17 protein-coding genes are annotated in these 14931 nt (G+C 30.3%); 10 read left to right on the top strand and 7 right to left on the bottom strand.

Annotation, left to right across the window (positions count from 1 at the left end; genetic code table 11):
• Positions 1 to 163: 163 nt before the first annotated feature.
• Genes CX675_RS13095 through CX675_RS13085 form a run of 3 tightly spaced genes read left to right on the top strand, consistent with a single transcriptional unit; the run spans position 164 to position 2492 of the window.
• Positions 164 to 904 carry a prolipoprotein diacylglyceryl transferase family protein gene (locus tag CX675_RS13095; RefSeq protein WP_130735695.1) on the top strand — a complete coding sequence of 247 codons (741 nt, stop codon included), beginning with the start codon at positions 164 to 166 and terminating at the stop codon, positions 902 to 904.
• Complete coding sequence (locus CX675_RS13090; protein ID WP_130735694.1) at positions 894 to 2291, top strand: radical SAM protein; 1398 nt, start codon at positions 894 to 896, stop codon at positions 2289 to 2291. Before CX675_RS13095 ends, CX675_RS13090 begins: the two co-directional genes overlap by 11 nt.
• Positions 2292 to 2294: 3 nt before the next feature.
• Positions 2295 to 2492, top strand: coding sequence for a hypothetical protein (locus tag CX675_RS13085; RefSeq protein ID WP_130735693.1), 198 nt, complete (start codon positions 2295 to 2297; stop codon positions 2490 to 2492).
• Between the two features lie 52 nt (positions 2493 to 2544).
• Here the strand turns inward: CX675_RS13085 and lepA are convergent, their stop codons facing one another.
• Positions 2545 to 4341 carry a translation elongation factor 4 gene (lepA, locus tag CX675_RS13080; protein WP_130735692.1) on the bottom strand — a complete coding sequence of 599 codons (1797 nt, stop codon included), beginning with the start codon at positions 4339 to 4341 and terminating at the stop codon, positions 2545 to 2547.
• A 190-nt stretch (positions 4342 to 4531) separates the two neighbouring features.
• Between lepA and CX675_RS13075 the strand changes: the two genes are divergently transcribed.
• The 3 genes from CX675_RS13075 to dusB all read left to right on the top strand — a co-directional run bounded on the left by CX675_RS13075 (position 4532) and on the right by dusB (position 7636).
• Complete coding sequence (locus tag CX675_RS13075) at positions 4532 to 5812, top strand: putative DNA modification/repair radical SAM protein (RefSeq protein WP_130735691.1); 1281 nt, start codon at positions 4532 to 4534, stop codon at positions 5810 to 5812.
• Positions 5790 to 6548 (top strand): TIGR03915 family putative DNA repair protein, encoded by a 759-nt coding sequence (locus CX675_RS13070; RefSeq protein WP_130735690.1) that lies wholly within the window; start codon positions 5790 to 5792, stop codon positions 6546 to 6548. The genes CX675_RS13075 and CX675_RS13070 overlap by 23 nt, the downstream gene beginning before the upstream one ends.
• A 95-nt stretch (positions 6549 to 6643) precedes the next feature.
• The gene (dusB, locus tag CX675_RS13065) at positions 6644 to 7636 is read left to right on the top strand and encodes a tRNA dihydrouridine synthase DusB (protein WP_130735689.1); all 993 of its coding nucleotides are present in this window, start codon (positions 6644 to 6646) and stop codon (positions 7634 to 7636) included.
• A 168-nt stretch (positions 7637 to 7804) separates the two neighbouring features.
• Here the strand turns inward: dusB and CX675_RS20275 are convergent, their stop codons facing one another.
• The gene (locus tag CX675_RS20275; protein WP_255509228.1) at positions 7805 to 7933 is read right to left on the bottom strand and encodes a hypothetical protein; all 129 of its coding nucleotides are present in this window, start codon (positions 7931 to 7933) and stop codon (positions 7805 to 7807) included.
• 130 nt (positions 7934 to 8063) lie between these two features.
• Here CX675_RS20275 and CX675_RS13060 point away from each other — a divergent pair, with 130 nt between their 5' ends.
• Complete coding sequence (locus CX675_RS13060) at positions 8064 to 8402, top strand: hypothetical protein (RefSeq protein ID WP_130735688.1); 339 nt, start codon at positions 8064 to 8066, stop codon at positions 8400 to 8402.
• Between the two features lie 52 nt (positions 8403 to 8454).
• Positions 8455 to 8829: a hypothetical protein gene (locus tag CX675_RS13055; RefSeq protein WP_130735687.1), complete on the top strand. Its 375-nt coding sequence runs from the start codon at positions 8455 to 8457 to the stop codon at positions 8827 to 8829.
• A gap of 80 nt (positions 8830 to 8909) precedes the next feature.
• Here CX675_RS13055 and CX675_RS13050 read toward each other — a convergent pair whose 3' ends face one another.
• The 5 genes from CX675_RS13050 to CX675_RS13030 form a co-directional block, all read right to left on the bottom strand.
• Positions 8910 to 9269 carry a nuclear transport factor 2 family protein gene (locus CX675_RS13050; RefSeq protein WP_130735686.1) on the bottom strand — a complete coding sequence of 120 codons (360 nt, stop codon included), beginning with the start codon at positions 9267 to 9269 and terminating at the stop codon, positions 8910 to 8912.
• A 45-nt stretch (positions 9270 to 9314) separates the two neighbouring features.
• Complete coding sequence (locus CX675_RS13045) at positions 9315 to 10196, bottom strand: pseudouridine synthase (protein ID WP_130735685.1); 882 nt, start codon at positions 10194 to 10196, stop codon at positions 9315 to 9317.
• 86 nt (positions 10197 to 10282) lie between these two features.
• The gene (locus CX675_RS13040; protein ID WP_130735684.1) at positions 10283 to 11230 is read right to left on the bottom strand and encodes a geranylgeranylglycerol-phosphate geranylgeranyltransferase; all 948 of its coding nucleotides are present in this window, start codon (positions 11228 to 11230) and stop codon (positions 10283 to 10285) included.
• Between the two features lie 45 nt (positions 11231 to 11275).
• On the bottom strand, positions 11276 to 12214 hold the full coding sequence (locus tag CX675_RS13035) for a mevalonate kinase (protein WP_130735683.1): 939 nt from the start codon (positions 12212 to 12214) through the stop codon (positions 11276 to 11278).
• Positions 12215 to 12253: 39 nt separating this feature from the next.
• Entirely contained in the window at positions 12254 to 13330 is a 1077-nt protein-coding gene (locus CX675_RS13030) for a diphosphomevalonate/mevalonate 3,5-bisphosphate decarboxylase family protein (RefSeq protein ID WP_130735682.1), read from the bottom strand.
• Positions 13331 to 13412: 82 nt separating this feature from the next.
• Here CX675_RS13030 and CX675_RS13025 point away from each other — a divergent pair, with 82 nt between their 5' ends.
• Both CX675_RS13025 and CX675_RS13020 read left to right on the top strand, forming a co-directional pair.
• Complete coding sequence (locus CX675_RS13025) at positions 13413 to 13889, top strand: TspO/MBR family protein (protein WP_130735681.1); 477 nt, start codon at positions 13413 to 13415, stop codon at positions 13887 to 13889.
• Positions 13890 to 13983: 94 nt separating this feature from the next.
• Positions 13984 to 14916 (top strand): OmpA family protein, encoded by a 933-nt coding sequence (locus CX675_RS13020; RefSeq protein ID WP_130735680.1) that lies wholly within the window; start codon positions 13984 to 13986, stop codon positions 14914 to 14916.
• Positions 14917 to 14931: the final 15 nt, after the last annotated feature.

The raw sequence follows: 14931 nt of genomic DNA, 5'->3' as shown, positions 1-14931 counted from the left end.
TGGGGGTTGAAAATCATTTTGATCTGTGCAAAATTACATTTTTTTTAAATGGGTTGAGCGCTTTTATTTTGAAAAATGTTAATCATTTTATTAAAACAATCTTTTAATGTTTTTTTGGGTACCATTTTTGTAGTATTTTTCTAAATTTGAATAAATCGATTACATGACTATTCCTTTTGAACCAATTGTTTTAGGAAATAAAATAAACATACATCTCATTTTAGAATATTTAGCTTTTTTTTTAGGGTTTAGATATTATTTGTATTTACGAAAAAATACAACAGATACCATTTCTACAACACATCGTTTATCCATTATTCTTGGTGCAGCTATTGGTGCATTTTTGGGTTCTAGAATTATTGGTTTTCTTGAAAATCCTATTGTGCCTGTAAATTCTATTGCTTTTTTAAAGTTGTTGAACACAAAAACAATTATGGGAGGTTTGTTTGGCGGACTTTTAGGAGTTGAATGGTCAAAAAAGATAATTAATGAAAAACAATCCTCAGGAGATTTATTTGTTTTTCCAATTATCATTGGGATTTTTATAGGTAGAATTGGATGTTTTTTGTCGGGGACGAATGAGTTTACCTATGGAAAAGAAACTTCTTTTTTTTTAGGAATGAATTTGGGAGATGGTATAAAAAGACATCCAATCGCTTTATATGAATTGTTTTTTTTAATCATGCTTTTTTTGTTTTTGCTGCAACTAAAAAGACAACAATTAAAAAACGGATTGCTTTTTCAATATTTTATGATATTGTATTTTTTATTTCGCTTTTTTATAGAGTTTTTAAAACCAAACCTTTTTTATGTTCTAAACCTAAGTTCAATACAAATAGTATGTATGCTGTGTTTAGTGTACTACTATAAAACAATTTTAATTTTTTTTAAAAATGCCAGTTAGAAATTATACTTATTACGATTATACCTTAAGTCTTTGTCCTCAATGTTTAAAGCGAATTGATGCTAAAATTGTTTTTGAAAATGATAAAGTCTATATGTTAAAAAGGTGTCCTGATCATGGAAGTTCTAAAGTTTTGATAGCCGATGATATTGACTATTATAAAAACATCAGAAATTACAATAAGCCTTCAGAAACGCCTTATAAATTTAACACAAAAACAGATTACGGCTGTCCTTATGATTGCGGACTATGCCCAGATCATGAACAACATTCTTGTTTAACTGTTGTAGAAGTAACAGATAGGTGTAATTTAACTTGCCCTACTTGCTATGCAGGCTCTTCTCCAACTTATGGGAGACATAGAACTTTAGAAGAAGTAAAGAAAATGTTAGATACTATTGTTCTAAATGAAAAAGAACCCGATGTGGTTCAGATTAGTGGAGGTGAACCTACTTTGCATCCACAATTTTTTGAAATTCTTACCTATGCTAAATCATTGCCTATACGGCATCTCATGTTAAATACAAATGGTATAAAAATAGCAAAGGATAAAGATTTTGTAAAACAATTAAAATCATTTACACCAGATTTTGAAATCTACTTGCAGTTTGATTCGTTTGACAATGAAGTGCTGCAAGAATTAAGAGGAGCTGATTTAAATGAAGTCAGAAAACAAGCTATTGAAAATTTAAATGAGTTTAATATATCTACTACTTTGGTAGTTACATTGCAAAAAGGATTAAACGATCATGAAATTGGAAAAATTATAACCTATGCGATTCAACAAAAATGTGTGCGAGGTGTTACTTTTCAACCGACACAAATTGCAGGAAGATTAGAAAACTTTAATCCCCAAACCGATAGAATGACTTTAACAGAAGTAAGAAGGAAAATTTTGGAACAAACTTCTATTTTTAATCCTGATGACTTATTACCCGTTCCTTGTAATCCAGATGCTTTAGTAATGGGATATGCTTTGAAATTGGATGACCAAGTTTTTCCTTTAACAAGATATATTAATCCTAATGATTTGTTAGATAATAGTAAAAATACCATAATTTATGAACAGGACGAACAATTAAAAGGGAAAATGATTGAACTATTTAGTACTGGAAATTCTGTTGAAGTTGCAGAAGAAAATTTGAAATCAATCATGTGTTGTTTGCCAAATATTGATGCACCTCACTTAGGTTATGATAATCTTTTTCGAATTATTATTATGCAATTTATTGACGCTTATAATTTTGATGTAAGAGCGATAAAAAAATCGTGTGTTCATATTGTAGATAAAGATTATAAAATTATTCCTTTTGAAACAATGAATTTGTTTTATAGAGACGATAAAAAAGAACGATTAGAAGAATTACGGTCACAAATAAAATTTTAAAAGATGATAGCATTAGAAGTTGGAAACTTAAACGGATTAATTTTTTTCTTTTTACTAATTATGTTTGGTCCGCCTTTATTGTTAGGTGTATTTGGTGCGATTGTAAGAAAAAATAGTCCTAAAGCAGCAAAAGTACTCTATATTTTAGCTGTTTTGTATTTGCTTGTTGGTTTAGGAATTTGCGGAAGTTTAATGGTATAAAAAAAACCCAATAATGAAAATTATTGGGTTGAAATTGATTTATTTAAATATTTTAATCATTTAATTTTAAAACGGCCATGAATGCTTCTTGTGGGATTTCTACATTACCAACTTGTCGCATACGTTTTTTTCCTTTTTTCTGTTTTTCTAACAGTTTTCTTTTACGAGAAATATCTCCACCATAACATTTAGCTGTTACGTCTTTTCGTAAGGCTTTTATGGTTTCACGAGCAATGATTTTGGCTCCAATTGCTGCTTGAATTGGAATGTCGAATTGTTGACGTGGGATTAATTCACGTAATTTTTCACACATTTTTTTACCAATGTAATAAGCATTGTCTTCATGAATTAATGCAGATAAAGCATCTACTTGGTTAGCATTCAAAAGGACGTCTAATTTAACTAATTTTGAAGTTCGCATTCCAATAGGATGGTAATCAAATGAAGCATATCCTTTAGAAACTGTTTTTAAACGATCGTAAAAATCAAATACAATTTCAGCTAATGGCATGTCAAAATTTAATTCAACTCTTTCAGTAGTTAAATAGGTTTGATTAGTAATAATTCCTCTTTTTTCAATACACAAACTCATTACGTTACCTACAAAATCAGATTTTGTAATGATGGTTGCCTTAATAAAAGGTTCTTCCACACGGTCTAATTTTGATGGTTCAGGTAAATCAGATGGGTTGTTGACAATGATAGCTGTATCAGGTTCTTTTTTAGTATATGCCAAATAAGATACGTTAGGAACTGTAGTAATTACAGTCATGTCAAACTCACGTTCTAAGCGCTCTTGAATAATTTCTAAATGTAGCATTCCTAAGAAACCACAACGAAATCCAAAACCTAAGGCTGCCGAACTTTCAGCGGCAAATACTAAAGAAGCATCATTTAACTGTAGCTTTTCCATAGAAGCTCTTAAATCTTCAAAATCTTCTGTGTCTACTGGATAAATCCCAGCAAATACCATTGGTTTTACATTTTCAAAACCAGTAATCATATTGGTCGTTGGATTTTTGGCATCTGTAATGGTGTCACCCACTTTTACTTCTTTAGCTTCTTTTATACCAGAAACTAAATACCCAACGTCACCACTTGATATTTTTTGTTTGGGAACTTGATTTAATTTTAAAGTTCCTACCTCATCAGCAAAGTATTCTTTACCAGTTGCCATGAACTTAATTTTCTGACCTTTGGAAATTTCACCATTAATTACACGGAAAATTACTTCAATTCCTCTGAAAGGATTGTAATGGGAATCAAAGATTAAAGCTTGAAGAGGCTCATCTGGATTTCCTTTTGGTGCAGGAACTTTCTCAATAATTGCTTCTAATATTTTGTCAACACCAAAACCTGTTTTTCCTGATGCATGGATAATATCTTCTAATTTACAACCTAAAAGGTCTATAATATCATCACTAACTTCTTCAGGATTGGCACTAGGTAAGTCGACTTTGTTTAAGACAGGAATAATTTCCAAGTCGTTTTCTAAGGCTAAATATAAATTTGAAATAGTTTGTGCTTGTATACTTTGAGCCGCATCAACAATTAATAAAGCTCCTTCACAGGCAGCTATAGAACGAGATACTTCATAAGAAAAATCCACGTGCCCTGGAGTGTCAATTAAATTTAAAATATAATCTTCTCCATTGTATTTATAATTCATTTGAATAGCGTGACTTTTAATAGTAATACCACGCTCACGTTCTAAATCCATATTGTCGAGCAATTGCGCTTTCTCTTCTCTGGCTGAAACCGTTTGTGTAGCACTTAATAATCTGTCAGCCAAAGTACTCTTACCATGGTCGATGTGCGCAATAATGCAAAAATTTCTAATGTTCTTCATCTTCTGATTCTGTCAAATTTCCTAAAAATACAGCACTGTATTTAATCTGCAAATATAAACCAAAGTTTTTAACATTCTATGTATTATTAACAGATAATATGTGATGCTTAAACAAATGCTAAAGTTGAAAAAAGGTTTCTTTTTAGGGTAATTTTGTCTTATATTTGTAAGAAAATAATCTTACATCAATATGAATTACGACAGAATTAAAGAAAAGCTTGAAATTTTGGCAGATGCTGCAAAATATGATGTTTCTTGTTCTTCTAGTGGAGGAAATCGTAAGAATAAAGAAAAAGGATTAGGAAATTCTTCTGCATCTGGAATTTGTCATACTTACACTGAAGACGGTCGTTGTGTGTCTTTGTTGAAAATTCTCTTAACTAATTTTTGTATATATGATTGCGCTTATTGTGTCACAAGAAAAAGTAATGATATACAAAGAGCTGCTTTCACAGTTGAGGAAGTAGTGGATTTAACGATTAATTTTTATAGAAGAAATTATATAGAAGGTTTATTTTTAAGTTCGGGGATTTTTAAAAATGCAGATTTTACTATGGAACGTTTGGTTAGGGTAGCTAAAAAATTACGGTTAGAACATAATTTTAATGGCTATATTCATTTAAAAACTATTCCTGGAGCCAGTGATGATTTAATGCGAGAAGCAGGATTGTATGCAGATCGATTAAGTGTTAATTTAGAGATACCAACCGAATCGGGTTTAAAATTATTAGCGCCAGATAAAAACCATCAGCAGATGATTCAACCTATGGGTTTTGTTAAAAATGAAATAATTGTATATAAGGATGAAAAGAAAAAATTTAAATTGGTTCCTAAATTTGCACCAGCTGGGCAAAGTACACAACTAATTATTGGTGCAACATCGGAAACAGATTTTCAAATTATAAAAGTAGCCAATCATTTTTACAATAATTTTAATTTAAAGAGAGTATATTATTCGGGATATGTGCCTGTTGCTGATGATGCCAGATTGCCTGCTTTGGGAACTCAAGTGCCTATGGTGAGAGAAAATCGATTATATCAGGCAGACTGGCTGATGCGTTTTTATGGTTTTAAAGCAGACGAAATTTTGGAAAAAAATAATCCTTTTTTAGACTTAGAAGTGGATCCAAAATTAGGGTGGGCTTTACGCAATATTCATCAATTCCCGGTTAACATTCAATATGATTCTCTTGAAATGATTTTACGTGTGCCAGGAATAGGTGTAAAATCTGCTTATAAAATTGTGCAAACTAGACGTTTTCAACAACTTTCTTTGGAACATATAAAGAAAATGGGTGGAGCTACTAATCGGGCAAAATACTTTATAACAGTAGCGAATACCAATAAATATTTGCAGTATTTAGATAGTGTGCATCTAAAAAAAGTTATTTTGAATGAAACAAAAAGTAAGTTTGAAAAACAATTTAGTACTCAAATGTCTTTATTAAATGATACAGCTTTCTTACGATAATAGCTTTGAAGGTTTTCTAACAGCTATATTTGAAATTTACGAATATAAATATGTTGAAGTAACAATTGTAAAAACAAGAGTAAGTCAAGATGCTCTTTTTGGAGAAACGGTAACCATAATTACTAATATAGAAAAAGCCAATCGTGTTTTGGTTAAATTAGAGATTTTATTGGGTAAATATGGCGTAAGACAATTGTTGTATGCTTATGCTTCGGAAGATAAAAATGTGGAAAATATTATGGCCAATGTTATTTTTTACGCGATTGATTGTAAGGGGAAAAATATTATGCATGATTATTCGAATATGTATGTGTTACAGTTGTCAAAATTGGTAAAAAGTGTGGGAAGAGAAAAACATCGGATGGAAGCTTTTGTGCGATTTGAGTTGTTAAAGGATAAAATTTACTTTGCAAAAATTCATCCTGATTTTGATGTTTTGCCTTTAATTATAAGGCACTTTAAAGAAAGGTACCAAGACCAAAAATGGTTGATTTATGATGAAAGACGAAAGTATGGGATTTTTTATGATTTGCAAGATGTTGAAATTGTTACATTGCCAGACCAACAGAACTATTTTCAAAATAGAGTAGCTGTTTTGCATGACAGTGAGATAAACTATCAGCAATTGTGGATTGAATATTTTGATCATACAAATATAAAAGAAAGAAAAAACACAAAATTGCATTTACAACATGTTCCAAAGCGTTACTGGCGTTATTTGACTGAAAAGAAATAAGATAATTGTTTTTTAATTCATTCAAACATTGAAATCTAGCTTAACAATTTAAGTTTTTATAAAAAAACTTACCTTTGCAAAAAAAATTGAAGATTATGCCTAAAATTGGCAACATAGAATTACCCGATTTTCCTCTTTTATTAGCCCCAATGGAGGATGTGAGCGATCCGCCTTTTAGACGCTTATGTAAGTTGCATGGTGCAGATTTAATGTATTCTGAATTTATTTCTTCTGAAGGATTGATACGTGATGCTATTAAAAGTCGTCAAAAGTTAGATATTTTTGATTACGAACGACCAGTAGGAATTCAGATTTTTGGTGGCGATGAAGAAGCTATGGCTATGAGTGCTAAAATTGTTGAAACAGTTCAGCCTGATTTAGTAGATATTAATTTTGGATGTCCAGTAAAAAAAGTAGTTTCCAAAGGTGCAGGTGCAGGTGTTTTAAAAGATGTTGATTTGATGGTGCGTTTAACGAAAGCGGTCATAAAAAGTACTTCGCTGCCTGTTACTGTAAAAACGCGTTTAGGTTGGGATGAAGAGTCTATTAATATTGATGAAGTTGCGGAACGTTTGCAAGATATTGGTGTGCAAGCATTAACGGTACACGGCAGAACGCGAGCCCAGATGTACAAAGGACACTCTGATTGGTCTCATATTGCTCGAGTAAAAAATAACCCAAGAATCACAATGCCTGTTTTCGGTAATGGAGATATTGATTCTCCTGAAAAGGCATTAGAATATAAAAATAAATTTGGTTTAGATGGAATTATGATTGGACGTGCAGCAATTGGTTACCCTTGGATTTTTAATGAAATCAAACATTTTTTTAAAACTGGAGAACATTTACCAGTTCCTAGTATGAAAGATCGAATTGAAGCGGCACGTAATCATTTGATTTGGTCTGTGGAGTGGAAAAATGAAAGAGTAGGTGTTGTAGAAATGCGTAGGCATTATACAAATTACTTTAAAGGGATTCATGGTTTTAAAGAATACAAGCAAAAGCTAGTTACAACAGATGATTTAAATCAGTTGTTAGACGTGTTTACTGAAATTGAACAAGTTTTTGGAGATTATCAATTTGTTTAATTTCTTAATTTATTCTTGAAATTTATAGGTAAAAATCATGCCACCAGTTTTTTTTGTTAATATACAATAACATAATACTACTATATTCTTAATGCTTAAAGAAATAGTAGTATTATATTCTTAAAATTAAAAATGGACAAGAATTTTTATAAGAATTTTTGTTTGTTTTTAACTAAAAATACTTTTAAAAAATCCTCTTTTTTTAGTAATTGGACCATTGTCTGTAGAATATTTTCTAAATTCTACTAATGCTTTTTGTAGGTCTTTGTTTAGTTTTTTTAGGCTTTTTGTTTTCATGATTATAGTTTTTCTGTAATTGAATTCGAATAATTTAACTTTTTTATGAGATAAATTTAAGTTATTTTTGTTAAAACTCTAAATATATTTTAATAAAAATTTTAATACAAATAAAAACTAAGATTAATTTATGAGCAGTAGACCGACCAAACAAGATTTAAGAAACATGATAACAGATGCAGGAGTAGAAAATGTTCTTCTATTTGATATCGATGGAGATTTAATTGAGTCAAGTGATTTTGAGTATGATGGTAATTATGCAGCAATGTCTGGAATGATTGCCACGATGTGTAAAGAAATTATCCAAGATCTAGAATATGGTGATATGGATAAGATTACAATACATGCAGATCACGGACTTGTAGTAGTGAACAAGTTTAGTAAAGATTACTATTTGGCCTCATTTTCAAAAGATGGTTCGAAATTAGGATTGATAATGAAAACCATGGATTCTATTATTAATAAATAGTTCTAGTGTTTTAAGAATATCAAAATTTATAAACTAAAATAAGCAACAATTTATGTCAGATTTTTTAACCACATTCGTAGAAGATTTAAAAACAAACGTTTCAGGATTTATCGCTGTAGCGGTAACTGAAGTAAAGACAGGTATGTCATATAAGTCATTATCTGTAAGTTCAAATTTTGATCCAGAATTAGCATCGGCCTATAATTTAGAGGTTGTGAAAGCTAAAATGACTGCTATTAAAGCGTTAGGATTAAAAGAAAATATTGAAGATATCATGATTACTTTATCGAATCAAATTCATATTATAAGTATTTCAGAAAATGGAGAGTATTTCATTTATTTAGCTGTTGATAGTAGTAAGGCTAATTTAGGAATGAGCCGTGCTATTTTGAAAAAATATAGTAAAGAAATTGCGACGAAAATGTAAAAAAACTACTTAATTATTTTATTTGAAAAAACCTTAGAGGTTGTTTTTTAATGTCTAAGGTTTTTTGTTTTGCAGTTGTTTTATCCATGATATACTCTAGAAAAAACAATTTTATCGTCTTTAATTTCTAATACTTCAGCGACAAATAGATCTTCTTCGTTCGCTATTTGACGAATGTATTCCATAAATACACGATCTGTGTTCGCTGTTAATGAAGTTACTTTGTAATGTAATGTAGGTAGCTTATCAAAGGCATCTTGCCACCAAACACGCATGGCTTTTTTGCCATGTATTAAACCGTTGGTTTCAGGTTGTTTTACTTTTAATTTTGGACTATAGTGTTTCGCTTCGTCATCATATAATGACAATAATTTATCTAAGTCTTTTGCATTAAATGCTTCAAACCATCGAACGGCTATTTGTTGTAAGTGATTGGACATGGTCTAAAAAATAACCACGAAATAGTTTTCGTGGCTAATTAAGGTTTATGAATTTCTTAAATTTATAATTTCTTGTTCAGTTAGAAACCTCCAAGTGCCACGAGGAAGGTTTTTTTTCGTTAAACCGGCAAAAGTTACTCGGTCTAGTTTAATTACATTGTAATTAAGGTGTTCAAAAATTTTACGAACTATTTTTACATTAGCAGTCTTCATTTTTACACCGATTTCACTTTTTGGTTCGTTTTCTATATATGTGATTTCTTCTACATAGACTCTAAAATCATCAATATTTATACCTCCAGAAATTTTCTCTAAATCTTCATACTTTAAATTTCGGTCTAGAGAAACTTGATATAATTTTGAAGATCGTTGGTTTGGAAGTGTAAACTTTCTAATGGTGTCTGTGTCATTGGTAAACAATAATAAGCCTGTCGTAGTTTTATCCATTCTTCCTACAGGTTGAAGCTTTGCTTTTGTAGCGCTACGAACTAAATCTAAAACATTTCCATCTCCTTTTTCATCATCACCTGCTGTAGAGAAGTTTTTAGGTTTGTTTAATAAAATATACTCTTTTTTTTCAGGAGTAATTGTTGCTCCATCAAAAACGACAACATCACTCAATTTTACTTTGTAACCCATTTCAGTGATTACTTCACCATTTACTTTAACATTACCACTTTGAATGTAAAGATCTGCTTCTCTACGACTACACATTCCTGAATTTGCGATATACTTATTTAGTCGCATTTCATCAGGATTAGAAGTCGCGTTAGTATTTTTTTTAGGCTTATTGGTTTCCGTTTTTGCTGAGAATTTCGAAGGTGTCTTCTTTATTGGAGCATTTCCTCTTGAGTTACTAGTGTTTTTAAAGCCACCTTGTCTTCCTGATCCTGGCCTGTTTTTATCATTTCCTTGATGACGTGACATATCTTATCTGTATTTTTTGCAAAGATATAACTATTAAGTGGATTCACATATTTTTATTGTAAAATACAATTGGCTTTTCTTTTTCTTTAAGTAATTGATTCTAAAAAGATAACGTATTGACTGGTTAGTAATTTTTTACCATGTATTAAAACAGAAGGCTCTATTAATACAATGCAAAAAACGCCAGCTACAATTATAAATTTTAACAAGAAATGTAGTTTTAAAAAATCTGCTTTGTTTTCTGATTTCCATAATTGGATAAAAAAGAAAATTAAAAGCAGTAGGCTGAAATAAAAGTAGATGTCCATGTAGCCAACATCGTAGATGTCAATTAATAAGTAGACAGGGAAAATAGTAGTTATAGTAAGTGCTGAAATAATTGTTTTTGCTGTTTTTTCGTTAAATAAAACAGGAATGGTTTGGTATTCATTAGCTAAATCACCTTCAATGTTTTCTAAATCTTTAATTAGTTCGCGAATAAGAATTAATAAAAATAAAAAAGTGGCATGAGCAAAAATTACGTGATAGAAATTTTTATAATACATTAAAATGCCAAAAAAAGGTAAAATTGCTAAAATAGCGGCTGTTAAATTACCTATTATGGGGTATTTCTTAATCTTGTGTGAGTAGAACCAAATAAGAAAAATATAACTAGAGAAAAATAAAACAGCTCTCCAGGAAATAAAACTAACCAAAGTTACAATTAAAAAATTAATCGCAAAATAGACTTTTAATTTGGTAGACTGACTTACTAATCGGTCAATCATTGCTTTTCTTGGTCTGTTAATTAGATCTTTTTTGGCATCATAAAAATTATTAATAATGTAGCCTGATGCAATAGTCAAAGAAGAAGCTAAAACAATTAGGAATAATTTCCAATCTAATAAAATTTCTAAAGCACGTAATTCTGGAGCCAATATGAAAATAGCGGCTAAATATTGTGCTAATGCAATAACCCAAATGTTATATCCTCTAATAACAGAAAAAAAACTGAAAATTTTAGTCAGTAATAATTTGGATTTTCTTGATAGCATTTATTATAAAATGGTTAAAGAAATTGTTTTAGAAAACTCTTATGTTTAGAAATTATAAACTACTTCTAATTTATAATCTTTTAATGAGGCTTTTGCTTTTTCTAAATCTTCAGTAAAACCTAGAATGTAACCGCCACCACCTGATCCACAAAGTTTTAAGTAATAATCGTTGGTTTCAATTCCGTGTTGCCAAATTTGATGAAATTGTTCAGGAATCATTGGTTTAAAATGATTCAAAACGACTTTTGATAATTTTTTAGTATTTGTAAATAAAGATTTGATATCGCCATGTAAAAAGTTTTCTACACAAGCATCTGTATATTTAATGAATTGTGATTTTAGCATTTTTCGGAATCCATTATCTTTTAAGTTTTCCATAAAAATACTCACCATTGGAGCTGTTTCTCCTACAATCCCAGAATCAATTAAGAAAACCGCCCCTTTTCCTTGCATGCTTTGGCTTGGAATTCCGGTAGGTTCTATATTGTCTTTTGAATTTATTAATATAGGCAAGCTTAAATAACTATTCAAGGGATCTAAACCAGAGCTTTTACCATGGAAAAAAGATTCCATTTGTGAAAAAATGGCTTTTAATTGTAATAGTTTGTCTCGAGTAAGGTTTTCTAAAACGGTTATTTTGTTGTAAGCGTATTTATCATAAATTGCAGCTACTAAAGCGCCACTACTACCTACACCATATCCTTGAGGAATGCTTGAATCAAAATACATTCCATTAGCAATGTCAAGATGTAAAGATTCTAAATTAAATGTAACTAGTTCAGGTTGTTTGCTTTGTAAATCAGCTAAATAAAAAGCGAATTTTTCTAGGCTTTTATTAGAAGATATGGCTTCACTGGAAGGATTTTCGTCTGTTTTTAAAGCACCTTTGTAAAAATTATAAGGTATAGAAAGTCCTTTGGAGTCTTGAATAATTCCGTATTCTCCAAAAAGTAAAATTTTTGAGTAAAATAATGGTCCTTTCATAGGGCGTTTTAAATAGGGTTTCGTAAAGATACAAAAAAATTAAATCGAATGAGCACCTGTGCCAATTTGGTCGCAAATATACTGACCATTTTGACAATAGCCAACTAATTCATTCTTAATAAATTCTAAAACTTTTTCTGTGGCCTCTTTAGGGTATAAAATGTGTACATTAGCTCCAGCATCAAGTGTGAAACATACTGGAATAGTTGTTGTTGTTCTAAATTTCCAAATTCGATTAATAATTTCTAATGTATTTGGTTTCATTAAAATGAAATAAGGTAACGAAGTCATCATCATTGCGTGTAATGTTAATGCTTCGCTTTCTACTATTTTAATAAATTCGACCAAATTTCCAGATGACAAAATGCTTTTAATGTGAGTGAGATTGTCTTGCGCTTGTTCAAATCTTTTTGTGGCAAAAGGATGATGGTGCATTAAATCATGACCCACAGTGCTTGAAACTTGTTTTTCGCCTTTATCTACTAATAAAATGGTGTCTTGATAGTTTTTAAAATTTTCGTGAATTGATGTAAATTCCACCCCAAATAAATCAGAGCTATTGTTGGTTTCTTGGTGGTTTCCCCAAATAACCACTTCTCCTTTAACGCTTCTACAGGCACTCCCACTGCCTAAACGTGCTAAAAATGAGGCTTTTTTATAAAAATAATCTTCAGAAATTTCAGGAACTAATGTTTTTTCTAAACTCATGATGTTCATAGCTAAAGCTGCCATGCCCGAGGCAGAAGAAGCTATTCCTGAACTATGAGGGAAGGTGTTTTTTGTGTCAATTGCCAAATGATATTCTTTTAAATAAGGACAATATGTTACTATTCGCTCTAAGAATTTTTGAATTTTTGGTTGAAACGACTCTTTAGGTTTTCCTTCAAACAGTAAATCGAAAGATAAGGAAGTTGTGTCGTTTTTTTTTGTAACCCATAATTTTGTAATTGTTTTACAATTATTTAAAGTAAAACTAATGGAAGGATTGGCAGGGATTTGATTGCTTTTTTTGCCCCAATATTTGACAAGTGCAATGTTGCTTGGTGCACTCCATTCAAAGGAGGCGGTTTCTATAGTGGCATATTTATTTGTAATAAAATCCTTTTCAGATAACATAATTGAAAATTTGTGCAAAAATACCAATTTTGATTTACTTGTTTGTGAGTTTATTCGTTAATTTGTTTTAAAATTAAATACAATGTCTAAGTATCTAAAAATTGCTTGTGTGGTTGCGATCTGTTTGTTAATAGGTTATTTGTCTAGTTTGGTTACAGCAACTAGTATAGAAACATGGTATCCTACTTTGAAAAAACCATTTTTTAATCCACCCAATCAATTATTTGCACCTGTTTGGAGTGTGTTGTATTTGTTGATAGGTATTGCAGGAGGATTAGTTTGGAATGCGTTAGAGAAAGATATTGAACTAGTAAAGAAAGGGCTATTTTATTTTGTAACTCAGTTGCTATTAAATGCTTTTTGGTCGTATTTATTTTTCGGATTGCATAATATTTTACTCGCTTTAATAGAAATCGTCATACTTTGGTTACTTATTTTTGAAACGTATCTTATCTTTAAAAATATACATAAAACAGCAGCGATTCTTTTAATCCCTTATTTAGTTTGGGTGGGGTTTGCTACCATTTTAACTTTTTCAATTTATATTCTCAATTTCTGATAAAAATAATGTAATATATTTTTGTTTTTTAAAGTTTTATAGTTGTTTTTTTGTTAATTTTTTATAATTTTGATAGTAATCAAAATTATAGATTATGTCCAAAAAAGTACTCTATCTTCTTGGAATTGTAATTACAATTTTAATTGGAACTTGGCTCTATACTGCTTTTTGCTGTAACCGTTGTACAGTAGATACCCTCCTTCCTGAAAAAAATAAAGAAAGTAAAAAGGAATCTGTGCAAAGCAAAAAAGAAACTAGTTCTAGAAAAAGTGGTTTTTCTTTTTCTTCGCCCAATACAAACTATTATTGTAGTGAAAATTTTAATTTTCTTACTTCAAGTTTTACGCCTCTCTTACCTGTTTCAGATTCGGTACAAAGAGGTGTTTTACATTTAAAAGAAGAATTATTAAAAAGTGATGCTCAATTTAAGATTACTGGTTTGTATAATTCCAAAGAAGAGAATAATTCTATTTTTCCAAATTTAGGATTAGCCAGAGCTAATGCAGTAAAAAACTATTTTGTCAATAGAGGAATTCCTGAAGCTAAAATTGAATTATCAGATGTGTTGCAAGAAGAATTAAAGATAAATTCTGATACCGTTTTTGGACCAGTACGTTATAGTTGGTTGTCTAACGAATATAGTAAGGAAAATGAAAAAGATTGGGAAACCATTAAAAGAAACAGCAATGCTAATCCAGTAATATTGTATTTTAATACGGGTCAATCGACTATTATTCTAACACAACAAGAAAAAGAAAGAATTGCAGCGATTGTAGACTATGTAAATCATGTGCAAGGTGCTAAAATAAATATTACAGGTCATTCTGATAACGATCCTGGAGTACGACATACCAATCAATATTATTCTGAACAACGGGCTAAATTTGCTAAAGATTATTTTGTTGCCAATGGTATTCCAGAAAATAAAATTGAAATTTATGGAAAAGGAGAATCAGAACCCATAGCAGATAATGCAACAGAAGTAGGTAGGGCTAAAAACAGACGAACAGAAATTACTATTAAATAAAACAACTAACTAAAC

It is taken from the genome of Flavobacterium sp. J27 (assembly GCF_004303025.1).
GTDB lineage: Bacteria > Bacteroidota > Bacteroidia > Flavobacteriales > Flavobacteriaceae > Flavobacterium.
This window is presented reverse-complemented; position numbering and strand designations above follow the sequence as displayed.

Excerpts from the sequence above, each read along its gene's own strand:
- CX675_RS13095 (WP_130735695.1), top strand. The coding sequence starts at position 164 with ATGACTATTCCTTTTGAACCAATTGTTTTAGGAAATAAAATAAACATA.
- CX675_RS13090 (WP_130735694.1), top strand. The coding sequence starts at position 894 with ATGCCAGTTAGAAATTATACTTATTACGATTATACCTTAAGTCTTTGT.
- CX675_RS13085 (WP_130735693.1), top strand. The coding sequence starts at position 2,295 with ATGATAGCATTAGAAGTTGGAAACTTAAACGGATTAATTTTTTTCTTT.
- lepA (WP_130735692.1), bottom strand. The coding sequence starts at position 4,341 with ATGAAGAACATTAGAAATTTTTGCATTATTGCGCACATCGACCATGGT.
- CX675_RS13075 (WP_130735691.1), top strand. The coding sequence starts at position 4,532 with ATGAATTACGACAGAATTAAAGAAAAGCTTGAAATTTTGGCAGATGCT.
- CX675_RS13070 (WP_130735690.1), top strand. The coding sequence starts at position 5,790 with ATGATACAGCTTTCTTACGATAATAGCTTTGAAGGTTTTCTAACAGCT.
- dusB (WP_130735689.1), top strand. The coding sequence starts at position 6,644 with ATGCCTAAAATTGGCAACATAGAATTACCCGATTTTCCTCTTTTATTA.
- CX675_RS20275 (WP_255509228.1), bottom strand. The coding sequence starts at position 7,933 with ATGAAAACAAAAAGCCTAAAAAAACTAAACAAAGACCTACAAAAAGCA.
- CX675_RS13060 (WP_130735688.1), top strand. The coding sequence starts at position 8,064 with ATGAGCAGTAGACCGACCAAACAAGATTTAAGAAACATGATAACAGAT.
- CX675_RS13055 (WP_130735687.1), top strand. The coding sequence starts at position 8,455 with ATGTCAGATTTTTTAACCACATTCGTAGAAGATTTAAAAACAAACGTT.
- CX675_RS13050 (WP_130735686.1), bottom strand. The coding sequence starts at position 9,269 with ATGTCCAATCACTTACAACAAATAGCCGTTCGATGGTTTGAAGCATTT.
- CX675_RS13045 (WP_130735685.1), bottom strand. The coding sequence starts at position 10,196 with ATGTCACGTCATCAAGGAAATGATAAAAACAGGCCAGGATCAGGAAGA.
- CX675_RS13040 (WP_130735684.1), bottom strand. The coding sequence starts at position 11,230 with ATGCTATCAAGAAAATCCAAATTATTACTGACTAAAATTTTCAGTTTT.
- CX675_RS13035 (WP_130735683.1), bottom strand. The coding sequence starts at position 12,214 with ATGAAAGGACCATTATTTTACTCAAAAATTTTACTTTTTGGAGAATAC.
- CX675_RS13030 (WP_130735682.1), bottom strand. The coding sequence starts at position 13,330 with ATGTTATCTGAAAAGGATTTTATTACAAATAAATATGCCACTATAGAA.
- CX675_RS13025 (WP_130735681.1), top strand. The coding sequence starts at position 13,413 with ATGTCTAAGTATCTAAAAATTGCTTGTGTGGTTGCGATCTGTTTGTTA.
- CX675_RS13020 (WP_130735680.1), top strand. The coding sequence starts at position 13,984 with ATGTCCAAAAAAGTACTCTATCTTCTTGGAATTGTAATTACAATTTTA.